Origin of the sequence: Bifidobacterium sp. M0353, from assembly GCF_016100645.1 — a bacterium.
Lineage (GTDB): Bacteria > Actinomycetota > Actinomycetes > Actinomycetales > Bifidobacteriaceae > Bombiscardovia > Bombiscardovia choladohabitans.
In genome coordinates this window covers 999990-1021090 of sequence record NZ_JACFSB010000001.1, presented here as the reverse complement: position 1 = coordinate 1021090, position 21101 = coordinate 999990, and the positions used below count along the sequence as shown (strand labels likewise).

Genomic DNA, 21101 nt, shown 5'->3' with positions numbered 1-21101 from the left:
GGTCAGTCGCGATCGAAGTCCACCAAGGTTCCGGCTGCGCCTGTGTAGGTTGCCGGCGTCAAGGCCTTGAGCCGACTGGCCGTGTCCCGGTCCAAATCCAAGCCATCGATGAAGTGCTCGACATCCTCCCGTCCGATTCTCTTGCCCCGCATCAGCTCCTTGACCTGCTCATAGGGATGATCCATGCCTGAACGTCCCGCCAGTCCAGCGGCCCGCATGGCCGTCTGTATAGGCTCGCCCAGGACCTCCCAGTTGCTGTCCAGCTCGCGGGCCATCAGTGCCTTGTCCGGGTGGATGGTCTGCAGTCCACCGTCCAGGTTGTCCAGAGCCAGCAGGCTGTATCCCAGGGCTGAACCGATGTTGCGCTGGGTGGTGGAGTCGGTCAGATCCCGCTGCCAGCGGGTTTCGGTCAGGGTGGTGGCCAGGGTGTCCAGCAGGGCTCCTGAGATCTCCAGATTGGCTTCGGCGTTCTCGAATCGTATGGGGTTGACCTTGTGGGGCATGGTGCTGGATCCTGTCGCGCCCTTGACGGGTTCCTGGGCGAAGACGCCACGGGAGATGTACATCCAGACATCCACGGCCAGATTGTGCAGGATCCGGCCCAGGTGGGCGATGTTGCTGAAGAGCTCGGCCTGCCAGTCGTGCGACTCGATCTGGGTCGTCAGCGGGTTCCAGACCAGACCCATCCGCTCCACGATGAAGGTCCGCGTCAGATCAATCCAATCCACCTGCGGCAAGGCGGCAAGATGGGCGCCAAAGGTTCCGGTGGCGCCATTCATCTTGCCCATGTAGTCCTGATTGTGGATCCGGTCCAACTGCCGGTGCAGCCGATGGACGTAGACCGCCATCTCCTTGCCCAGGGTGGTGGGTGTGGCCGGCTGGCCGTGGGTCAGGGCGAGCATGGGCAGATCCCGGTACTGCTCCGCCATGGTTGCCAGATGCTTCTCGATCCGGGTGGCCTTGGGGAGCCAGACCTGCTCGACCCCGCCTCGGATGCAGCGGGCATAGGCCAGGTTGTTGATGTCCTCGCTGGTACAGGCGAAGTGGACCAGGGGTGTCAGCCTAGGGAGTTGGGACTCGGGGCCAAGGGCTGTGGCTGCAGCCTCCAGGCGGCGGTCGATGTAATATTCCACAGCTTTGACATCGTGGTGGGTCTGGGCTTCGATGCCTGCCAGTTCGGTGATGCCGTCGGCGTCGAAATCCTCGGGTATGGCGCGCAGGTAGGCCTGTTCTGCCTCGGTCAGAGGCTCTACGCCCGGCAGGACCGGGTGCTGGCCGTTGCCCTGGTAGCCGTTGGCCAGCATGATCATCCATTCGACCTCGACCCGCATGCGCTCGCGGTTCAGGGCAGGCTCGCTCAGATAATCCACCAGATCGGCGGTCTGTCTGCGGTAACGTCCGTCCAGGGGATTCAGGGGGATGACTGGAGTGATTCGGCTCAGGTTCATGCTTCCAGCCTAGACGACCGGGTCAACCAGCAGGAAGCGGCATGGGTGCTCCTGGGGGGCCGCGTGTCCCGCTCACCGTCGTAGCCTGCCACGGTAGTAGCGGGTCTCCTGCAGATCGCCCTCGATGGCATGGGCGAAGTGGTCGTCCTGACGTCGTACTGCTGGTGAGTTCTGATCTCGGGCATCAGCCCAGGCCGCCTGCTGGTAGGCCATGCCGTGGGTGGATTCCTTGCCGGGTCCGGCAGTGGTCACTGTCCGGCCGGTCTGTGTCCCACCTGGAGGGGGAGGCCCGCCCGCTCGTCCCCTGACTGTCAGCTGATTGGATCGAGAGGGGTTGTCGGCCCCATCAAGGCTGGAGACCAGCTCTTCGCGCATCTCCACGCTGGTCACCCAGGTGTCAGGCTGTATTTTCCGATGGGCGATGGGCGAGCCGACGGTCACGATGTGATCGAAACTGTAGCGGTCCGAAAGATCCGAGGCCATGGTTGCGGCCACGATCCCACCCTGGGAGTGGCCTACCAGGCTGACCGGATCGTCCGGGCGAACTCCCGCATCACGCATGGCCTGGTCCACCAGACGCAGGGAGGCTGCCCTGTCGCGCACCGAAGCCTTGTCGCTCATGAGCTGGATGTTCTGGGCCCATCCGATGGGGGAGTCCAGATGGGAGCTGGTGCCGGGAATGTAGACCAGCCAGTGGTCCTTGCCGTCGGTCTTTCGATAACGCTGTACGGCGACTGTGGCGTAGGGAATGCCATCCCGGCAGGATCCCAGGATCTCCAGGTTGTGCAGAGCGCCGGCGATGTCGTGGGCCTCGCCCAATCCTTGGCCCTGCGGCTGAACAGGATTCATGGCGATTCGGTCGCCCTGGAAATGAGCGAGTATCAAAGGCATCAAAAGGCCCGGGCCGGTAACCAATCCGCCGATGGGATCATGGTGGTCTGAAGACAGGCCGGATGCGACGGCGGCCAGCAGGGGCTGTTGGATGCTGGCTGTGGTTTCCAGAAATTCCTGGAATTGCGATGCATCCAGGTGGCCGGTCAGTTTGGCCACCCCCAGGCCTAAACCGACGGATCCCAGCATGAACGGGGCAATAGGCTGAAAGACGATCAGGGCCTTGGAGGTCAGGGAGCTCATCAGCCGGTCCATGAACGATTCAGCTTGCGAGTACAGCCCGTAGGCCTTGGTCAGTCGGTCGGCCACAGACTGGAGCCGGGTGCGCAGATCTTCGTAGGCCTGGGCCTGGTCACTGCAGAAGGACACCATCCGATCCATTGGCAGATGGGCATGACCCGGCGGCGGCACGGCAGCCTGGGTGCAGGGGAGGGCAGGCAGCCCCGGCATGATTCTGCAGATGGCCTGATTAGTCAGAACCCACTGGGACTGCATGGTGGCCAAGGCACCACCTGCTTGGTTGAGCCTGTCCGCCATGCCGGTCAGGTGGTCCAGCTCGGTGCGCGTATAGCCGTTGGCGTCGGGGGCGGCGGTGATGGTTCGCTTCATGGCCGGATCTCTTGATCGATCAGGTTCAGGGTGCGGCCTGCTTGGATGCGCTGATCCTGGCAGACGGCATCCATGGCCCGCACCTGGGCCTTATAGGCCTCAGCAGCCCGGCCTTCCCAGTCGACCCTCAGAGCTTGGTCGGCTAATTCACTCAGATGGACCAGAGTGGTTCGCGACTGCCGTGCCATATCGAACAGCATGGCCCGGCAGCGGGCCGCTCTCGCATGACAGGGGCAGGTTTGGGCCTCTTCCGGATCAGTCAGGAAGGATTGCTGTTCGAGGAAGGGACCCAGGGTGGGTAGTGACGAGGATGACCTATACATGTCTCTACTACAACATTGCAATCATCTTGAAATGATCCCCGTAGGGCCATGTGGTCGAATGAGGTCCGGTTCATCTGGCTGTGGACGGATTTACCGCTAATTCTGTCGGTCTGATAGTCATGGGACGTTCGTCTGCATGGGAATCGATTTGTTGGGAAAGAGGGTGGTGGAATGACTCACGCGAAAGGTTGTGCGCGGTCGGTCACCAAGGCTTGACATTCTTCCCCTGACTCTTGTTGTCGTCCGGCTTGCCTGTCGGCGTGGGGGAGGCGGACGGTTCGCTCTGCTGCTGGTTGCGCTTGAGCAGGTCCTCCACCTCGGCCTTCTGCTGCTTGGTCAGTCCTGAAGAGGACCCTTTTCCGGATTCGTTCTTTCCGTCCTGGGCCTTATCGGCCTTCTGCTTCTTGAGCAGACGCTCCGTGCGGCTGGTCAGCGCAGCGTTGGCAGCACGGTTGGCCTGGGCAGCCTGTCTGGTCTGTGGCAGAATCAGGGGTCCCGGCCGTTCGACTTGGGCGAAGAGATGTTCGGCCTGGTCCTGCAGGGCCTTGATGGATGCTGGATCGGCCTGGGGGTTTTGGGCCTGTCGAACGTTGGTGCTCAACGTGTGCGTGCCTTCGTTATAGGTGGCGATGGCTTTGACGTTGATCAGGCCCCAGGCCCCGGTCAGGGCTGCAATCAAGGCCAAGCCAGCCAAAATCAGGCGCACTTGCAGGCGGCCTGCGTCTCTTGCTCCTTGCCGGGACTTCCTATTCATAGCAGTCTCCTCGAAGTGCGGATCCAGAGCCCCGCCTCAATCAGGATCAGGACCAGCTCCACCAGGGCCAGCGGCCAGACCAGCGGGGTGACATGTTGGCGGACCTGGTCGACCTTGGTCACCCGGTAGCGCTTGGAAGCCGCAGCCGTGGCTCCTTCATCTACCGCGGTTCCCTTGGCCAGGGACTGGTAGTGGCCGCTCATCTCGTCCGCAATGGCCTTGAGGGTTTTCGGGTCCATGGCGGAGATGCCCGGCTGCCCGGTCTTGGGGTCCGTCACCCAACCGTCGCCGTCGCTTCCGCCGACATCGGAGCTCAAGGGCACCATACCGCCCTTGGCCGAGCCGGTTCCCAGCACAAAGGCATCGTCTAATCCCTCCCTGAGAACGCTGAAGGATCGTCGTTCATCGGGTCCGGTCTGTTCGCCGTCGCTGATCAGGTAGAGCAGGATTCGGTCGTCGGGATGCCGGTCCTTGGTCTGTTTCAAGACCAGGCTCAGGCGATCCAGTGGAGCATCCAGGCTGGAGCCGGAGGATTGGGAGGTGGGCTCTGTAACCAGCCCCCTGGCCCAGTTGTCCACAGCCCGCACGTCGGGGGTCAGGGGCAGATCGACGCTGGCCGAGGCGCCGAAGCTCAAGGCCGAGAAGGAGGCATCGGGGTAGATGCGTGTCAGATCGTGGACGGCCGTCCGGGCCGCCTCCAGTCGGCTGATTCCTTCCTGGTCGCCATATCCGGCATCCTTGACCGCCATGGATCCGGTCACGTCAACCGCAATGAAGACATCGGTGGCGTTGACGGCTTTATTGGTGGTCTTGCTGACCGTGCTGGGGGTCATGACCATGAGGGCCAGGATCAGGACCATGGCAGTGCGTCGGGTCAGGGCCCAGCGGTCGGCATCCGTATCCCGACCCTCGCGCAGTCCATGGATGACCAACGCAATGGCCAGGAGCAGCAGCAGACCCGCCAGTAGGCCGCCGGCCAACCAGCCCAGGGAAGGCTCAAAGGTCACGGACTTGAGTATGTTCATCGCTTCAGCCTCCAGGCCAGGAGCAGATATCCCGACAGCGCCAGGGTCAGGGCCAGGGTCCACCAGCCGGGTGCATCCACCAGGCTGGACTGCTCCTGCTGGTGGGGGTCGGCTCCGTGTCGATGCTCTATCCGGCGGACCAAGGCGTTGATGGAGTTTCCATCCTGACGTCGCAGGAAAATACCGCCACGGGCTTCGATCAGCCTCTGCATCTGCCGGGTGCTCTCATCCTCGCTGCCCTGGTCCGGTCCCGAATAGAGCCCGTCCACCGCGATTCCTGCGGCCGAGGTCAGCTTGAGTGCCTCCTCCAGGGTGTATGTGGGTTTGCCGGAGACAACGTTATCGGTGGCCAGGACCAGTGAGCTGGACCGTTGGTCGGCCTTTGCCGATCCGCTCTGGTCCTTGGGGGCGAATTGTGGGAGGAGTGCAGCGCAGCCCACCAGCCCGTCGCCGATCAGCGAGGTGGTGTCCCGGCGGTTCTGCGTGCCCTCCAGCCAGTCGCTGATGTCCTGGTACTGTCGTCCGCTCATGGCATCGATGCGGTCCTGGGACTGCACCCCGTCCAGGATCCGTCGTGCCTTGCTCAATTCGGCGGTGATCATCTCGTAGTCGTCGGTCAGGGGGAAGACGGTGCGCGAGGTGGAGTTGAATATGCTCAGGGCCATGCGTTCGCCCCGGAAGTTGTGGACAAGATCGAGGTAGGAGGCGATCACCTGCCGGTCGTAGGGCAGGGTGGAGCCGGACACATCCAGGCATAGGACAATATCGCGGTTATGGCCCTGCTCCAATGTCCGATCGACCCGGGCGGGCCTTGCCGCCAGGCTCAAAACCATCAGCAGGGCCAGAGCGAGCAGGATTGCGGCGCAGCGGTTCAGTCGCCGCCAGTGCCGCAGCGCCTCATGGCCCTCCTCGGTGTCCAGGTCGCTGTCCAAGGTCCAGACCCGTGCTCCCGGTTCCTGATCCAGCTTGCCGCGACGTGCCATACGGTAGGCCAGCAGGCCGAACGCCAGGGCCAGGACCAAGGCCAGAACCGGCAGCCAGGGCCACCTCCAGGACAGATTGCCTATGCTCATTGCGGCCACCGTTCAATCAAATCCCGTACCCAGTCGGCAGCCTGATCCACTGTGGCGTCGGTTCCTGCGCTGTCCCGGGGAAGGGCGAATTCAGGCGGGTATAAAGCATCTATGGTCTGCCGAAGCAGGTCCAGGCCCTTCCGTGTACTGGGCGTACGGGGCTGGGCCTGGATTTCGGCCAAAGTCTTGGACTTCATGTCGCTGTTCCAGGAGCGGGAGGCAAATCCACGCGCTATGGTGGCCAGTGCCGTCATGGCCTGGTCGCGGTCCAGCTGGCCCTTGTCGTACCGGGCCACCACCTTATCGATTTGCTGACGCCACGCATCGCGGGTGTCGGAGCTCGCTTGGATCGGACGCTCTTCCTGGTGACGGCGGAACCTGGGCAAAAGAAGGGCCGCGGCAGCCAGGGCCAGGGTCAGTATGATGGCGGCCGTCGTCAGAGCCAGTAGCCAGATGGGCTGGGTCATGGTGGGCATGACCTTGATTCGGCCATGACCGGATGCCAGACGAATCAGGACGACAGCACTCATGCCGCCATCACCGTCCGTCGCATGGGGATGCCTGGTCTTCCGGCTGAAAGCAGGTGGATGAACCTGTTGAACATGGCTGTGCTGGAGTCGGCCCGGATCAGCGAGGCTCCGATTCTGGACAGTTCTCGGCTGAAGGCCTCTATCTGATAGCGTCTGTGCAGATCCACCGCCCGCGTCCCGTTCACAGTGCGCAGGAAGGCCGGGATCTTGCGTCCGCTGGGCGCATCCGTTACCGAGCCCGTAGCAGGCTGCAGGCGCAGGGGATTCATGGTCTCCACTCCGATGAGGTTCAGGGGGTGGGTGGTGGCCAACCGTCTGATGGTCGGCATCAGGTCAACGTTCAATGCCGACTGGTCGGTGGCGATGACCAGCATGGCCTGCCGGTCCTGGATGCCTGCGGCGTAGCCCAGCAGGGCCTCAAGGTTGCGCGGCTGATCCAGCCGTGACTCCAGAGCCCGGTCCAGGGTCTGCTCGAATCGAGCGAAACCGCCCTGGCAGGGTACGCGTCGGATGGCGGACGAATCGACCAGGACCAGATCCACCTCATCGCTGCGGCGCAGGCAGAGGGAGGCGAACATGCACAGGGCGTTGGCAGCCACCTGGATGGCCTGCTCCCCGTCAGGGCATGTTCCTGACATCTCGCGGCCGACATCCAGCAGCAGCCAGACCCTACTGGTGACCAGGCGCTCGCGCTCCACCACCATGGGCCGACCCATCCGGGCGCTGGCGTGCCAGTCGATCATGCGGGTTTCGTCCCCGAACTCGTATGCGCGCAGGTCGGCTCGTTCGTCCCCGCCGCCACGACGGCCGGAGGAGTGCTCGCCCTCCAGCAGGCCCAGGGCCCTGCGCACCGTGGGAAGGCGCAGGCTGGTGTCCAAGGACTCGATCCGCCTGCGGACCGGGTCATGATCCGGACGTCGACGGCTCATGGCACCGGTACCGTGTCGACGATCTGGTCGATGATGTCGTCGCTGCTGACACCGTCGGCCTGGGCCTCGAAGGTCAGCAGAATCCGGTGGCGGAGCACCGAATGGGCCCAGTCCTTCAAATCCTCGGGAATGACGTAATCCCTGCCTGTCAGCAGGGCTCTGGCCTGGCCGATGCGAACCAGGGCGATGGAGGCGCGCGGGCTGGCCCCCAGCCTCACCTGCTCTGCAAGCCCTTGGATGGGTCGCGATCCAGCTCCCCTGCTGGTGGCTGCCAGATCGACCGCATATCGCATGATGGGCTGTGCTACGTGGACCTGCCGGGCCTTCTGCCTGAGGAAGTCCACATCGGCGATGGTCAGCGCATCCCGATCGTCCTTGCCGGGCATATCGGTGCCTCGGCTGGTCAGCATCTGCAACATCCGTGTCTCCTGGTCGGCATTGGGATAGGTCATGACGGCCTTGAGCATGAACCGGTCCATCTGGGCCTCGGGCAGGTTGTAGGTGCCCTCCTCCTCGATGGGGTTCTGGGTGGCGATCACCATGAAGGGCCGGGGCAGGGCTATACGCTCGCCGCCGATTGTGGTGGCACCCTCGGCCATGGCCTCCAGCATGGCTGACTGGGTTTTGGCGTTGGATCGGTTGATCTCGTCCAGAAGGACGAAGTTGGCGTGGATGGGGCCCAGCTGTGTGGAGAAGCGCTGTGTGGAGAAGTCATAGACCTGGGTGCCTACCAGATCCGAGGGCATCAGGTCGGGAGTGCACTGGATCCGCTTGAAGCTGCCGGAGACCGAGGTGGCCAGGGTCTGGGCGGCCGTGGTCTTGGCCAGGCCGGGCACGGATTCGATCAGGATGTGTCCTGAGGCCACCAAAGTCAGGATCAGGGCCTCCCGCAGGTTCTCCTGGCCTACCAGAGTCCTCGAAAAGCGGGTCCGGATCCGGTCGGCCAACTGGCGGCAACGTTGCAGGTCGTCCTGGCTGATTGGCGGAACCTGGCGGTCCTGACCGGGCTGAACAGATGGGGACTGACTGGGTCGAGGTGGGAATAATGCCATAGCAGACATGGTAACGGCATTTCCTGACGACTCAGCCGGCAGGACTCAGGTCAGTGACCAGTCCACCGGTTCGGCGCCCATGGCCTCCAGCGCTTGGTTGGCCTTGGAGAACGGATGGGAGCCGAAGAAGCCGTACCGGGCCGACAAGGGGCTGGGATGCGGGGATTTGATGATGGCCGCGTTGGTCAAGAGGGGCTCAAGGCTCTGGGCCTGCCTTCCCCAAAGAATTGCCACCAGGGGCCGGACCTTGCCCTCCTGGTCGCGTCTGTCGTTCAGAGCTCGGATGGCGGCGTCGGTGATCTCCTCCCAGCCCTTGTTCCGGTGGCTGGCCGGTTTGCCCACCCGCACAGTCAGGCAGCGGTTGAGCAGCATGACCCCTCGCCTGGTCCAAGGTGTCAGATCGCCGTTGGAAGGTGTGGGCAGGCCCAGGTCGGAGTTCAGCTCGGCATAGATATTGCGCAGGGAGCCGGGAATGGGGCTGACTGCAGGGTCCACGCAGAAGCTCAGGCCCACCGGATGGCCGGGCGTCGGGTAGGGATCCTGGCCCACGATCAGGACCTTGATGGAGTCGAAGGGGATGGTAAAGGCGCGCAGAATGTTCTTGCTGGCAGGCAGGTAGCGGTGACCCTGTGCCAGCTCGGATCTGAGGAAGTCGCCCATCCGATGAATGTTGGGCTCGACGGGTGCCAGAGCGCGGGCCCAGCCGGGGTCCACCAAAGCGCTCAAAGGTTTGCGCTGGGTTCGGCCCTGGCCTCCTGCTATGGTCGGAGGGTTGGTACCGGTTCGGTTCGTCGGCTCAGGGGGGGTTGCGGCAATTGGCTGGCTGCTGTTCATAAGGTCACTATATCGCTTGGCAATATGGGCCGGTCAGGACTGCCTCGGCCATTCCAGGGTTGGCGGAGGACGTCGAATGGTCAGTTGAATGTTGACCCGGCGACGCATTACTTATAATGGTTCAGGATCCGGTGGAGCAGAGGAGAGTTCATGGCTAGCACGCGCGACAATGGGACGCAGGCGCGCCCTCAGGTTCATGATGCGTTCGATAACCCTCCCAAGGGCCCGGTCGGCGTGCATCGCGGGCCGCGTTCCCTGTCGGTCAGGGTCCTGCCCTACCTGCTGGTGGTTGTCTTGGCGGTGCTGTGCGGTCTGGGCGTATGGGCTGCGGTCAGCGGCTCCCTGCCCTGGCAGCAGACGCACACTGAAGCCTCCCGGGTCATCAGCAGCCATCTGCCCAAGCGTTCAGCCTCCTCTTCGGCTTCAAGTAGCGCGACCGCTACCGATCAAGCCTCCCAGGAACAAACTTCTGAGCCGTCCACCCAGTCGCCTTCGGCCAGTGCCTCCAGCAGCAGCCCGGCTCCGGTGGTCAACCGGGGCACGCGGGTCACCGTCATCAACGGAACCAGGGTCACCGGGTATGCCGGCAAGAAGCGCCAGGTTCTGGTCAATGCCGGTTACACTGCGGTCACGGCATCCAACCCGCAAGGTGCCCTGCCTGGCGTGAGCATGGTCCGCTACCGTGACGAGGCGGATAAGGCCACTGCCCAAGAGGTGGCCAACGTGCTGGGCATCGCACAGGTGGAGCAATCCTCTGTGACCTCCACTCCGGTGGAAGCCATCCTCATGCAGTGAGGCTCGGCCAACCTGTCAGCGGAAGAAAACGACGGCAAAACATTCAGAGTTTCGGCTCGGCGTTTTGCAATTGCCCCATAAATGGGCCTAAACTGACCTTGCCGACCAGGCAGATGCGGTCAGTCTCGTATCTGTTGTGACGCGGCACCTATGTTAAGGAAGTTAGTTATGGCACAAGGCACTGTGAAATTCTTCAGCGCTGGCAAGGGTTACGGATTCATCAATCCCGACGATGGCGGCGAGGACGTGTTCGTGCACTACTCGGCCATTCAGTCAGATGGCTTCAAGACCCTTGATGAGGGAGATAAGGTCGAATATCAGGTGGAGCAGGGCCCCAAGGGTCTGCAGGCAACCAAGGTCACCAAGCTCTGATTGTCATCTTCTGTATTCGTCATGGGGGCCCCGGTCATTCCGGGGTCCTTTTTTATGGCACCTTGCCTACATCCGGATCCTGAGCCAGGACTGTGCAGTGTGCGGATTATCCGTCGCCGCTACCGACATGTCAGGGCAAACATGACATACAGCCTGCAGCGTATTTTCCCTTCGGGTTGGCACTCGGCCCCATCGAGTGCTAATCTGCTGAATTAGCACTCGAGGTGCGGGAGTGATAACACGACAGCTGACGGTCGGGTTCCGTTCCACGCCGACGGTGGGTCATGAAACCTCAAGCCATGACGGAGGAAGCAACAATGGCAAAAATCATCGAGTATGACGAGGAAGCTCGTCAGGGCATGCTTGCCGGCCTGGACAAGCTGGCCGACACAGTCAAGGTCACGCTGGGCCCCAAGGGTCGCAATGTCGTGCTGGACAAGTCCTACGGCGCACCGACCATCACCAACGACGGCGTCTCCATCGCCAAGGAGATCGATCTGGAGGATCCCTACGAGCGCATTGGCGCCGAGCTGGTCAAGGAAGTCGCCAAGAAGACTGACGACGTCGCCGGAGACGGCACCACCACCGCCACCGTGCTGGCCCAGTCCCTGGTGCATGAGGGACTGAAGAACGTGGCCGCCGGTTCCAACCCCATCGCCCTGCGCCGCGGCATCGAGAAGGCTGCTGACGCCATCGTCAAGGAGCTTGTGGCCCAGTCCAAGGAAGTCGAGACCAAGGATCAGATCGCAGCCACCGCCACCATTTCTGCAGGCGACCCCGAGATCGGCAATGAGATCGCCGAGGCTCTGGACAAGGTCGGCCAGGACGGTGTGGTCACCGTCGAGGACAACAACCGCTTCGGACTGGACCTGGAGTTCACCGAGGGCATGCGCTTCGACAAGGGCTACATCGCTCCCTACTTCGTCACCAACAATGATGACCAGACCGCGGTTCTGGATGATCCTTACATTCTGCTGACCTCGGGCAAGGTCTCCAGCCAGCAGGACGTGGTCCACATCGCCGAACTGGTCATGAAGACCGGCAAGCCCCTGCTGATCGTGGCCGAGGATGTGGACGGCGAGGCGCTGCCCACCCTGATCCTCAACAAGATCCGCGGTACCTTCAACTCCTGCGCCGTCAAGGCTCCTGGCTTTGGTGACCGCCGCAAGGCCATGCTGCAGGATATGGCCATTCTGACCGGTGCACAGGTGGTCTCCGATGAGCTCGGTCTCAAGCTGGACTCCATCGACATGAGCGTGCTGGGCACCGCCAAGAAGGTCATCGTCTCCAAGGATGAGACCACCATCGTCTCCGGTGGCGGTTCCAAGGATGAGGTCTCCGCCCGCGTGGGCCAGATCCGCACCGAGATCGAGAACACCGACTCCGACTACGACCGCGAGAAGCTGCAGGAGCGGCTGGCCAAGCTGGCCGGTGGCGTGGCCGTCATCAAGGTCGGCGCAGCCACCGAGGTCGAGGCCAAGGAGCGCAAGCACCGTATCGAGGATGCTGTCCGTAACGCCAAGGCCGCCATTGAGGAGGGTCTGCTGCCCGGAGGCGGCGTGGCCCTGGTTCAGGCCGCTGCCAAGGCCGAGAAGGATGTCAAGCTGGATGGCGACGAGTCCACCGGCGCCTCCATTGTCTTCCGCGCCATCGAGGCCCCCATCAAGCAGATCGCCGAGAACAGCGGCGTCTCCGGTGACGTGGTCATCAACAAGGTCCGTTCGCTGCCTGCTGGCCAGGGCTTCAACGCCGCCAACAACGAGTACCAGGACCTGCTGGAGGCCGGCGTGGCCGACCCCGTCAAGGTGACCCGTTCCGCCCTGCAGAACGCTGCCTCCATCGCCGGGCTCTTCCTGACCACCGAGGCCGTCGTGGCCAACAAGCCCGAGCCGCCGGCACCTGCCGCAGCTCAGCCTCAGGGCGACATGGGCTACTGATCCCTTGAGGTTCGGCCGCATTCTCGGCTGAACCGGGTGATCGCCAAAGGCGGGGGCCTGCGCATCGGACAATGGTGCGCAGGCCCCTGCCTTTGTTATGTTCGGTCTTTCCATATGCCTGTCAGGTCTGGATCCGATAAGCAATGGACATGCCTTGGTCGAACGGATTCGAGCTGCCTGCATGTATCAGCCAGGCGTTCAGGCTCCGGCGAAGAGGCGGGTGGCCTGGGCCTCGGTGTCCGCGTAGAGAGCCGAGGCCTGGGTCAGGGCTGCCTGGATGCCTTCAAGCGCCTGCTCCATCTGGGCCTGCGAAGCGCGCCACTGCTGGGCCACCGTGGCGAATTGGCTGGCTGCCGAGCCCTGCCAGACGCTTTGGAGATTGTCCAGGTTGGTGTACATCCCCGCCACGGCATCTCTGATGGCCCCTATCGAGCCGCTGACCGCGCCGGAGGCCGTCTGTATCTGATCCGAATCAACTTGGAACCTTGTCATGGTTGTCCTTTCCGTGAATGGCGGTGATGGTGGGGGAGTCCGATGCCGTCAACCGCTACTGTGGACACTATGACAGTGTTCACGCAGTTGCCCCGTCCGCGGACCCATGTGGTCGAACGAGTTCCCCTCCACAGGACGAGTCGGTTCAGCTTTCCTGCCATGCAGCGGGTTCTGGCTCTCCTGCTCTTGATGGTTTTGGCGATCAGCGGCCTTGGATCGACCAGGGCTTTTGCCGATGAACCTCAAAACGGGGCAGGAACCATGACAGATACGATCACCGATCCGCAGAATCTGCTGGGTTCTGATGTGGGCTCCGTCAAGGATGCAATCAAGGAGACTGCAGAGCAAACCGGAGTATCGGTCCGACTGCTCTACCTGCCGCATTTCTATGAGGGCGTCAAGCCGGAGACCTGGGCATCCCGGGTGCTCGAATCGATGAAGCCCGCCCACGACACGGTCATGCTGGCCGTGGCCTCTCAGGACGGCAAATTGGTTGTGGCGGTCTCCAGCAACTCGCAGTCCTGGCTCAAGGACCAGTCCAGCGTGGATCAGCTCTCGCAGGCCGCTCTGGAGCCGGTCACCAAGGGCCGCAATCCCGACTGGGTGGGCTCGGCCAGGGCCATGATGGCCCAAGTGGAGACCCTGAAACAAAACCAGCGACATCATCGGATCATGATTGTCGCTCTTTCGGTGACGGTTGTGGTCCTGGTCATTCTGGTCGTGGTCGTGGCGATCTGGTGGCGTCGCAGCAGCCGAACAGGGGCTCATCATCGCAAGTCCAGCGCAGCGAAGAAGGAACCAAAGCAGACAGAGACGGTCAGCGAACTTTCAGACAATACCCAGAAAGAGGCGGCAAGCTGAAGCCATGAGCAAACCGACGCAAGCACAACTGGTCGTGGTCGACGACGAACCGTCCATCAGGGATCTGCTGGTGGCCTCCCTGCACTTCGCGGGCTTTGCTGTCGAGACCGCGGCATCCGGCTCCGAGGCCATCCAGGTCATCGAACGCATCCAGCCGGATCTGATCGTCTTGGATGTCATGCTGCCTGACATCGATGGGTTTACGGTCACCTCCCGCATCCGTCAGGAGGGAATCGATGCGCCGGTGCTCTTCCTGACGGCCAGGGATGATACCCAGGACAAGGTCATGGGTCTGACTGTGGGCGGCGACGATTATGTGACCAAACCCTTCAGCCTGGAGGAGGTCGTGGCCAGAATCAAGGCCATACTGCGCAGGACCCGCGAGCACCAGGAGGATGACCCGATCATCCGCGTGGGCGATCTGGAGATCAACGAGGATTCCCATGACGTCACCAGGGCCGGCCGACCCATCGACCTGAGCCCGACCGAATACAAGCTGCTGCGCTACCTGATGGACAATGAGGGTCGCGTGCTCAGCAAGGCCCAGATCCTGGACCACGTCTGGCAGTACGACTGGGGCGGCGATGCGGCCATTGTGGAATCCTACATCTCCTACCTGCGCAAGAAGGTGGATGGCATCACCGTCAGCGACGGACACGGTGGGGAGCGCAAGGTCACCCCGCTGATCGAGACCAAGCGGGGCATCGGCTACATGATCAGGGCTCCCAGGCAGAACGCATCGGATGGCGGCGATGGCGACTAGTCCCCAGGGTCCGGCCCCCAAGACGGACCCGTCGGCCGCTCCCGACCCGAGGGCGGCTGACGGGTCCAGGTTCTTCATGGGATCGGACTCCGGCAAGACAGCCGGCTCCGTCAAGCCGAGGGGTCGCTCCATGCCTAGGTCGCCTCTGGCTGCCATCCCCCTAAGCACCAAACTTGTGGCCAGCATGCTCATCCTGCTCATCGTGGGCACGGTGGGTGTCTCTGTAGCCATCTGCCAGATGGCCGACGACTATCTGATGAAGCGCACGGACACGCAATTGATCCGCCAGGCCAACCTGGGAATTCGCAACGCCACCCTTCTTCGCCAGGAGGACCTGAGCAAGAACGGCCTGGGCCCAACCGATTACTTCCTGCAGATCCGCGACAACGACCTGCACATCATTTCGGACGATCTGAATCCCATGCAGGTCAACGGGGTCATCTCCCGCCCGCGCCTGCCCGCCGACGGCAGCCTGGGATCGATACCCCTGGGCCAGCCGACCACCGTACCAGCCTACGTGCGCATCTCCAAGCAGGCCTCGCCCGACCGGGACACCATGAAGCGGGCCCGGGCCTCCTGGCGGGTGGTGGCCATGCAGTGGAAGCTGCGCAACGAACTGGACGATTCCGAAATTAGCGGCGTGCTCTTCATCGGCCTGTCCATGAGCGACCAGGACGAAGCTGTGCATGATCTGACGGCTTTCTGCATGATCATTTCCGTCGTGGTGGTCCTTCTGGGAGGAGTCATCTCGGTCCTGCTGATTCAGTCCACCCTGGTTCCGCTCAAGCGTATCGAGAAGACCGCTGCAAAGATAGCGGCCGGCGACCTCTCCCAACGCATTCCCAGCTTCCCCGAGAATACCGAGGTGGGCTCCCTGGCGGCATCCTTGAATGCCATGCTGGCGCGAATCGAGCATTCCTTCGAAGAGCAGCGCCAGACCACCGAGAAGATGAAACAGTTCGTTTCGGATGCCAGTCATGAGCTGCGCACACCGCTGGCCGCCATCCATGGCTATGCAGAGCTCTACAGGATGCAGCGCGACTATCCAGGGGCTCTGGAGCGGGCCGACAAATCCATTCAGCACATCGAGGACTCTTCCACCAGGATGACGGTCCTGGTCACGGATCTGCTCTCGCTTGCACGCCTGGATGAGGGCAGGGGAATCGACACGACCCTGCCGGTCGACCTGACTGGGCTGGTGGGTGACGGGGTGGACGACCTGCATGCCTTGGACCCTGGCAGACAGGTGGCTACAGGAAAGGTTTGCCTGGACACCGAGGATCAGCCAGCCCCCCAGGAGGTCCCGGTCGCAGCCAACAAGGGTCTGCCGGGCCTCAAGGCACGCAGCAAGGAGAAAATCACGGTAGGCGGGCACCTGGGTCCATCCGTCAGCCTGGACATTCAGGAGGGCCCCCTGCCCCCGGTACAGGTGACTGGCGACCCCAGCCGCCTGCGTCAGGTGATCACCAATATCGTGGGCAATATCCACCGCTACACTCCGTCTGATTCGCCGGTTCAGGTGGGATTGGGCCTGGTCAAGGCGACCATTGCTCCAGCGGATCTGACCAGGCTGGAGGCCACCGAATCCTCTCTGGGACACCTGACCGAGGCGATCCAGGTGGCTGAGAACAGCCATGTGGGCACCGACTACGCCATCATCCGGGTGGTCGACCACGGGCCAGGCGTCCCGGAGGAGTCCAGGTCCAGGCTCTTCGAGCGCTTCTATACGGCCGACCCGTCCAGGGCTCGGGAGAAGGGCGGCACGGGGCTGGGCTTAGCTATCGTCCAGTCCATTGTCAAGGCTCATCAGGGGTTCATCTGCGCCTCGCAGACCCCGGGAGGCGGTTTGACCTTCACCATCGTCATACCCCAGGGCGTCAGGCGGGATCAGGGGGGAGCTGAGGGTTAGGCCAATCCTGCCACCAACCGCCCCGTACGCCTATGACAAGATGGGTCGTCCTGCCCGTCCTGTTCAGGTAAACTGATTTCGGATATACCTGTTCAAGAAGCAACGTAAGGAAGTGGCAGAGCATGCCCAGCGGGAGAGTACGGTGGTACGACGCCAAGCGGGGGTTCGGGTTCATCACGGATGAACAAGGTGGGGATGTCTTCCTGCCCTCATCAGCCCTGCCTGCCGGGGTATCCACCATACGCAAGGGATCCCGGGTGGAGTTCTCGGTGGCTGAGGGCCGCAAGGGCCCCCAGGCCCTTGATCTGAAGCTGGTGGGGCCGACCCCTTCCATTCTGCGTGCCAAGCGACCCGATCCGGACGATATGGCCGCCATCGTGGAGGATCTGATCAAGCTGTTGGATTCGGCTGGCAATGGCCTGCGTCGGCACCACTATCCGGGGCGGGCCGAATCCGCCAAGCTGGCCACCCTCCTGAGGGCTGTGGCCGATGACTTTGACGTGCCGGACTGAATGGACGGCGAGAAGAATCCGACGTGGATCGGTTGATCCGGTCCCACTGATGATGAAGGTGTGATAGATGGTTCAAGAGGACCTGGATCCTGAGGAACTGGCCAGGCAGGTGGCTCTGAGCGTGGCTGCCGACAGCGATGAGGTCGGTGCGCTGGTGGGCCGCACCCTGATCGGGGATGGAGTCTGGGACTACCGGTTTGCCTCGGCCATCAAGGGCTACGAGGGCTGGCAGTGGTCGGTCACCCTCTACCGTGATGAGGATGCCGATACCTGGACTGTGGATGAATCGTCTCTGGTGCCCACCGATGCGGCCCTGCAACCCCCGGCATGGGTTCCCTGGAAGGATCGCCTGCTGCCCTCGGATCTGAGCGTGACCGATGCCATGGGCACCGACCCCGACGACCCCAGGCTGACGGCCGGATACAGGCCTGCGCAGGCTGAGCCTAGGAATTCTGAAGTACAGCAGACCCCGGAGGACAATGAAGAGGGCCGGAAAGCATCAGCCTCGGTTGATGCTGACGGTACTGATGGCACTGATGCGGAGACCGACGGTGCGATCTTCCGCCTGGTGGACCGCTCAGGTGACGAAAAAGACGTTCACGGGCAGGAATCGAACGAACAGGTCTCCGTCGGTGCCCAGACCTCTTCCGACGATCTGGATGAGGCCGTCGACCGCTTCGCACTGACTCGTCGGCACCTGATGACTGCCGAGGCCAGGTCCGCCACTGCCAAGCGCTGGTACGAGGGGCAGCACGGCCCCAAGTCCCTGTCGACCCGGACGGCCAAGGGCAAGGCCTGCGAGACCTGCGGCTTCATGATTCCCCTGGCAGGTGATCTGGGGACCATGTTCGGTGTCTGTGCCAATCGTTGGAGCCCTGACGACGGGCGTGTGGTCTCCCTGGATCATGGCTGCGGTGAGCATTCCGAGATCGAGCCCCAGGAGGAGTCACATCTCTGGGTCCAGTCGCAGCCGGCCTATGACGATCTTCATATCGATGTGGTCAGGCAGAAGCCCCGCGAGGAGCGCCCTGAGGTGGAACTCATGGAGCAGATGCAGTCGGAAGACGGCTCAGAGGACTGATTCCAAGGCCCTGTTGCGTTCAGAGCGCAATCCCCGGTGGGCCGAGAATAAACGTCACCGTAAATCTGTAGAGTGAATTACGGATCAAAGGGAAGGACAAGTATGTTCGAACGGTTTACCGACCGTGCGCGGCGGGTGATTGTGCTGGCGCAGGAAGAGGCCCGCACTCTGCAGCACAATTACATCGGCACCGAGCACCTCCTCCTGGGCCTGATCAGGGAAGGTGACGGTGTCGCCGCCAAGGCCCTGGCCTCCAAGGGCGTGGAACTGGATGCCACCCGCAAACAGGTCGAGGAGATGATCGGTAAGGGCAATGCGGTTCCCAATGGGCACATCCCATTTACGCCGCACGCCCGTCAGGTCCTGGAGCTGTCGCTGCGCGAGGCGCTTCAGCTGGGCCACTCTTACATTGGCACTGAGCACATTCTGCTGGGACTCATCCGCGAGGGTGAAGGCGTTGGCACCCAGGTGCTGATCAAGATGGGCGTGGACCTGGGCGATCTGCGGACCGCCACTATTGACATGATTCGCGGCAACCACGAGGGGGGCGATGCTGGCAAGGGTGATTTGGCCAATGCCGGTGGCGTTTCCAACAAGGGCGGACAGACCGGTTCGGCCATTCTGGACCAGTTCGGCAGGAACCTGACCCAGGAAGCTGCTGAAGGCAAGCTGGACCCCGTCATCGGTCGGGCCAACGAGATCGAGCGGGTCATGGTCGTCCTGTCCAGGAGGACCAAGAACAACCCGGTGTTGATCGGCGAGCCCGGTGTAGGCAAGACCGCCGTGGTCGAGGGCCTGGCGCAGAAGATCCACGAAGGCGACGTGCCCGAGACCCTCAAGGGCAAGCAGGTCTACTCGCTGGATCTGGGCTCCATGGTGGCCGGTTCACGCTACCGGGGCGACTTCGAGGAGCGTCTGAAGAAGGTGCTCAAGGAGATCAAGACCCGGGGCGACATCATCCTCTTCATCGACGAGATCCACACCATTGTGGGCGCAGGTTCTGCCGACGGGGCCTTGGGAGCCTCTGACATGCTCAAGCCTCTGCTGGCCCGTGGCGAGCTGCAGACCATCGGAGCGACCACTACCGACGAGTACCGTAAGTACATCGAGAAGGACGCAGCCCTGGAGCGGCGCTTCCAACCCATTCAGGTTTCCGAGCCCACCATCGCCCAGACCATCGAGATCCTCAAGGGTCTGCGCGGCCGCTACGAGCATCACCACCATGTCACTATCACCGACAAAGCCCTGCAGTCGGCGGCCGAGCTCTCTGCGCGTTACATCCAGGACAGGAACTTGCCTGACAAGGCTATCGACCTGATTGATGAGGCCGGCGCACGTCTGCGCATCAAGCGGCTGACCGCCCCGCCGGAGCTCAAGGAGCTGGATGCCAAGGTGGATCGCATTTCCGCCCAGAAGGACCAGGCCATCAAGGACCAGGACTTCGAGAAGGCAGCTCAGCTGCGCGACAGCCAGGAGAAACTGGAGGCCGAGCGCAAGGAGAAGGAGCAGGCCTGGCATGAGGGCGAGTCCGACGTCAAGATGGTTGTCGACGAGGATGTGATTGCCGAAGTGGTTTCCTCGACCACCGGCATCCCGGTCTTCAAGCTGACCCAGGCCGAGTCCAAGAAGCTCCTGGGTATGGAGAAGGAGCTGCACAAGCGGATCATCGGCCAGGATGAGGCCGTGTCCGCCCTGTCCCGCTCCATCCGCCGCACCCGTGTGGGCCTCAAGGATCCCAAGCGTCCCGCAGGTTCCTTCATCTTCGCCGGTCCCACCGGCGTGGGCAAGACCGAGCTGGCCAAGGCTCTGGCCCAGTTCCTCTTTGACGATGAGGATGCCCTGATTCGGGTGGATATGTCCGAGTTCTCGGAGAAGTACTCCACCTCTCGTCTCTTCGGCGCCCCTCCGGGGTACGTGGGATACGAAGAGGGTGGCGAGCTGACCGAGAAGGTCAGGCGCAAGCCGTTCTCCGTGGTCCTCTTCGACGAGATCGAGAAGGCTCATCCGGACATCTTCAACACCCTTCTGCAGGTGCTGGACGACGGTCACCTGACTGATGGACAGGGTCGCATGGTGGACTTCAAGAACACCATCATCATCCTGACAACCAACCTGGGAACCCGCGACATCGCCAAGGCGGCCAATACCGGCTTCAACGTGAGTGGCAACACCGAGACCTCCTATCAGCGGATGAAGGACCAGGTGACCAGCGAGCTCAAGCAACAGTTCAGGCCCGAGTTCCTGAACCGCCTGGATGACATCATCGTCTTCCAGCAGCTGACCGAGCCCCAGGTCCGTCAGATCGTCGATCTGGACATCGCTCAGCTCAACGACCGTCTCTTCGAGCGCCACATGTCCCTGGACCTGACCGACAAGGCCAAGGATCTGCTGGCCGAGAAGGGCTTCGATCCGCTCCTGGGTGCCCGGCCTCTGCGTCGCGTCATCCAGCGGGACATCGAGGATGCCGTCTCCGAGAAGATCCTCATGGGCGACCTTACGGACAATGAGTCCGTCCAGGTCGATGCCGAAGGCGAGGGCATCCTGGGTGAATTCACCTTCACCGGCAAGCCCTTTGAGGGACCCCGGCATGCGGCAAGCTCCGCTGATGGGAAGGACCAGAAGTCTGAACTGGTCGGAGCTTCGGTTGGTTCCACCGACGCTGATGTTCCGCCAGTAGGCGAGGCTGACAGCCGGAGCCAGGATGGTCAGGGTCCTGAGCAGTCCGGCCAGAGTTCGCCTGCCAGTGATTGAGACAGAGGGCTAAGTCCTGACGCAGCTTACTGAAGAGGGGCTGGAGCACTGTAATGCGCTCCAGTCCCTCTTATTTTGTACTGCTGAGAATTTGCGTTGATCGCTGCGATGTCCTTCCTGGAGCCTCGTTGGGGGTATATGGCATCTATTGGCAGAATGA

The 21101-nt window shown here is 62.5% G+C and carries 20 protein-coding genes; 9 read left to right on the top strand and 11 right to left on the bottom strand.

Features of this window, described 5'->3' with window-relative positions; translation table 11 throughout:
* Positions 1-2: 2 nt before the first annotated feature.
* The 10 genes from purB to H3V04_RS04145 all read right to left on the bottom strand — a co-directional run bounded on the left by purB (position 3) and on the right by H3V04_RS04145 (position 9468).
* On the bottom strand, positions 3-1448 hold the full coding sequence (gene purB, locus H3V04_RS04190) for an adenylosuccinate lyase (RefSeq protein ID WP_198187304.1): 1446 nt from the start codon (positions 1446-1448) through the stop codon (positions 3-5).
* A 72-nt stretch (positions 1449-1520) separates the two neighbouring features.
* The gene (locus tag H3V04_RS04185) at positions 1521-2948 is read right to left on the bottom strand and encodes an alpha/beta hydrolase (protein WP_198187303.1); all 1428 of its coding nucleotides are present in this window, start codon (positions 2946-2948) and stop codon (positions 1521-1523) included.
* The gene (locus H3V04_RS04180) at positions 2945-3271 is read right to left on the bottom strand and encodes a hypothetical protein (RefSeq protein WP_198180057.1); all 327 of its coding nucleotides are present in this window, start codon (positions 3269-3271) and stop codon (positions 2945-2947) included. Before H3V04_RS04180 ends, H3V04_RS04185 begins: the two co-directional genes overlap by 4 nt.
* 202 nt (positions 3272-3473) lie before the next feature.
* Positions 3474-4025: a DUF6466 family protein gene (locus H3V04_RS04175; RefSeq protein ID WP_198187302.1), complete on the bottom strand. Its 552-nt coding sequence runs from the start codon at positions 4023-4025 to the stop codon at positions 3474-3476.
* A complete protein-coding gene (locus H3V04_RS04170; protein ID WP_198187301.1) occupies positions 4022-5050 on the bottom strand; it encodes a VWA domain-containing protein in 1029 nt (342 codons plus the stop codon). Before H3V04_RS04170 ends, H3V04_RS04175 begins: the two co-directional genes overlap by 4 nt.
* Positions 5047-6123: a VWA domain-containing protein gene (locus H3V04_RS04165; protein ID WP_198187300.1), complete on the bottom strand. Its 1077-nt coding sequence runs from the start codon at positions 6121-6123 to the stop codon at positions 5047-5049. The genes H3V04_RS04170 and H3V04_RS04165 overlap by 4 nt, the downstream gene beginning before the upstream one ends.
* On the bottom strand, positions 6120-6653 hold the full coding sequence (locus H3V04_RS04160) for a hypothetical protein (protein ID WP_198180049.1): 534 nt from the start codon (positions 6651-6653) through the stop codon (positions 6120-6122). Before H3V04_RS04160 ends, H3V04_RS04165 begins: the two co-directional genes overlap by 4 nt.
* The gene (locus H3V04_RS04155; RefSeq protein WP_198187299.1) at positions 6650-7582 is read right to left on the bottom strand and encodes a DUF58 domain-containing protein; all 933 of its coding nucleotides are present in this window, start codon (positions 7580-7582) and stop codon (positions 6650-6652) included. Before H3V04_RS04155 ends, H3V04_RS04160 begins: the two co-directional genes overlap by 4 nt.
* A complete protein-coding gene (locus H3V04_RS04150; protein ID WP_373564665.1) occupies positions 7579-8634 on the bottom strand; it encodes an AAA family ATPase in 1056 nt (351 codons plus the stop codon). Before H3V04_RS04150 ends, H3V04_RS04155 begins: the two co-directional genes overlap by 4 nt.
* 45 nt (positions 8635-8679) lie before the next feature.
* Positions 8680-9468, bottom strand: a complete 789-nt coding sequence (locus tag H3V04_RS04145; RefSeq protein ID WP_232342454.1) for a uracil-DNA glycosylase — start codon at positions 9466-9468, stop codon at positions 8680-8682.
* 150 nt (positions 9469-9618) lie between these two features.
* Here H3V04_RS04145 and H3V04_RS04140 point away from each other — a divergent pair, with 150 nt between their 5' ends.
* From H3V04_RS04140 to groL, 3 genes are all read left to right on the top strand, one after another.
* Complete coding sequence (locus tag H3V04_RS04140; protein ID WP_198187298.1) at positions 9619-10263, top strand: LytR C-terminal domain-containing protein; 645 nt, start codon at positions 9619-9621, stop codon at positions 10261-10263.
* Between the two features lie 168 nt (positions 10264-10431).
* Complete coding sequence (locus H3V04_RS04135) at positions 10432-10635, top strand: cold-shock protein (RefSeq protein WP_015022108.1); 204 nt, start codon at positions 10432-10434, stop codon at positions 10633-10635.
* 317 nt (positions 10636-10952) lie between these two features.
* Positions 10953-12572, top strand: coding sequence for a chaperonin GroEL (groL, locus tag H3V04_RS04130; protein ID WP_024626575.1), 1620 nt, complete (start codon positions 10953-10955; stop codon positions 12570-12572).
* 198 nt (positions 12573-12770) lie between these two features.
* Here the strand turns inward: groL and H3V04_RS04125 are convergent, their stop codons facing one another.
* Positions 12771-13064: a WXG100 family type VII secretion target gene (locus H3V04_RS04125; RefSeq protein WP_015022106.1), complete on the bottom strand. Its 294-nt coding sequence runs from the start codon at positions 13062-13064 to the stop codon at positions 12771-12773.
* Between the two features lie 261 nt (positions 13065-13325).
* On the opposite strand from H3V04_RS04125, the gene H3V04_RS04120 reads away from it, so the two are divergent.
* From H3V04_RS04120 to H3V04_RS04095, 6 genes are all read left to right on the top strand, one after another.
* Positions 13326-13925, top strand: a complete 600-nt coding sequence (locus tag H3V04_RS04120; protein ID WP_198180044.1) for a TPM domain-containing protein — start codon at positions 13326-13328, stop codon at positions 13923-13925.
* Between the two features lie 4 nt (positions 13926-13929).
* Positions 13930-14688 carry a response regulator transcription factor gene (locus tag H3V04_RS04115; protein ID WP_198177501.1) on the top strand — a complete coding sequence of 253 codons (759 nt, stop codon included), beginning with the start codon at positions 13930-13932 and terminating at the stop codon, positions 14686-14688.
* Entirely contained in the window at positions 14669-16597 is a 1929-nt protein-coding gene (locus H3V04_RS10415) for a cell wall metabolism sensor histidine kinase WalK (protein ID WP_269748859.1), read from the top strand. The genes H3V04_RS04115 and H3V04_RS10415 overlap by 20 nt, the downstream gene beginning before the upstream one ends.
* 122 nt (positions 16598-16719) lie before the next feature.
* Positions 16720-17109, top strand: coding sequence for a cold-shock protein (locus H3V04_RS04105; RefSeq protein WP_015022102.1), 390 nt, complete (start codon positions 16720-16722; stop codon positions 17107-17109).
* Positions 17110-17176: 67 nt separating this feature from the next.
* Positions 17177-18190: a DUF3027 domain-containing protein gene (locus H3V04_RS04100; protein ID WP_198187297.1), complete on the top strand. Its 1014-nt coding sequence runs from the start codon at positions 17177-17179 to the stop codon at positions 18188-18190.
* Between the two features lie 102 nt (positions 18191-18292).
* Positions 18293-20941 (top strand): ATP-dependent Clp protease ATP-binding subunit, encoded by a 2649-nt coding sequence (locus tag H3V04_RS04095; protein WP_198187296.1) that lies wholly within the window; start codon positions 18293-18295, stop codon positions 20939-20941.
* The last annotated feature ends 160 nt before the right edge of the window (positions 20942-21101 follow it).

What these genes read in the sequence shown, in the direction of transcription:
- purB (WP_198187304.1), bottom strand. Translation starts at nt 1,448, where the DNA reads ATGAACCTGAGCCGAATCACTCCAGTCATCCCCCTGAATCCCCTGGAC.
- H3V04_RS04185 (WP_198187303.1), bottom strand. Translation starts at nt 2,948, where the DNA reads ATGAAGCGAACCATCACCGCCGCCCCCGACGCCAACGGCTATACGCGC.
- H3V04_RS04180 (WP_198180057.1), bottom strand. Translation starts at nt 3,271, where the DNA reads ATGTATAGGTCATCCTCGTCACTACCCACCCTGGGTCCCTTCCTCGAA.
- H3V04_RS04175 (WP_198187302.1), bottom strand. Translation starts at nt 4,025, where the DNA reads ATGAATAGGAAGTCCCGGCAAGGAGCAAGAGACGCAGGCCGCCTGCAA.
- H3V04_RS04170 (WP_198187301.1), bottom strand. Translation starts at nt 5,050, where the DNA reads ATGAACATACTCAAGTCCGTGACCTTTGAGCCTTCCCTGGGCTGGTTG.
- H3V04_RS04165 (WP_198187300.1), bottom strand. Translation starts at nt 6,123, where the DNA reads ATGAGCATAGGCAATCTGTCCTGGAGGTGGCCCTGGCTGCCGGTTCTG.
- H3V04_RS04160 (WP_198180049.1), bottom strand. Translation starts at nt 6,653, where the DNA reads ATGAGTGCTGTCGTCCTGATTCGTCTGGCATCCGGTCATGGCCGAATC.
- H3V04_RS04155 (WP_198187299.1), bottom strand. Translation starts at nt 7,582, where the DNA reads ATGAGCCGTCGACGTCCGGATCATGACCCGGTCCGCAGGCGGATCGAG.
- H3V04_RS04150 (WP_373564665.1), bottom strand. Translation starts at nt 8,634, where the DNA reads ATGGCATTATTCCCACCTCGACCCAGTCAGTCCCCATCTGTTCAGCCC.
- H3V04_RS04145 (WP_232342454.1), bottom strand. Translation starts at nt 9,468, where the DNA reads ATGAACAGCAGCCAGCCAATTGCCGCAACCCCCCCTGAGCCGACGAAC.
- H3V04_RS04140 (WP_198187298.1), top strand. Translation starts at nt 9,619, where the DNA reads ATGGCTAGCACGCGCGACAATGGGACGCAGGCGCGCCCTCAGGTTCAT.
- H3V04_RS04135 (WP_015022108.1), top strand. Translation starts at nt 10,432, where the DNA reads ATGGCACAAGGCACTGTGAAATTCTTCAGCGCTGGCAAGGGTTACGGA.
- groL (WP_024626575.1), top strand. Translation starts at nt 10,953, where the DNA reads ATGGCAAAAATCATCGAGTATGACGAGGAAGCTCGTCAGGGCATGCTT.
- H3V04_RS04125 (WP_015022106.1), bottom strand. Translation starts at nt 13,064, where the DNA reads ATGACAAGGTTCCAAGTTGATTCGGATCAGATACAGACGGCCTCCGGC.
- H3V04_RS04120 (WP_198180044.1), top strand. Translation starts at nt 13,326, where the DNA reads ATGACAGATACGATCACCGATCCGCAGAATCTGCTGGGTTCTGATGTG.
- H3V04_RS04115 (WP_198177501.1), top strand. Translation starts at nt 13,930, where the DNA reads ATGAGCAAACCGACGCAAGCACAACTGGTCGTGGTCGACGACGAACCG.
- H3V04_RS10415 (WP_269748859.1), top strand. Translation starts at nt 14,669, where the DNA reads ATGGCGGCGATGGCGACTAGTCCCCAGGGTCCGGCCCCCAAGACGGAC.
- H3V04_RS04105 (WP_015022102.1), top strand. Translation starts at nt 16,720, where the DNA reads ATGCCCAGCGGGAGAGTACGGTGGTACGACGCCAAGCGGGGGTTCGGG.
- H3V04_RS04100 (WP_198187297.1), top strand. Translation starts at nt 17,177, where the DNA reads ATGGTTCAAGAGGACCTGGATCCTGAGGAACTGGCCAGGCAGGTGGCT.
- H3V04_RS04095 (WP_198187296.1), top strand. Translation starts at nt 18,293, where the DNA reads ATGTTCGAACGGTTTACCGACCGTGCGCGGCGGGTGATTGTGCTGGCG.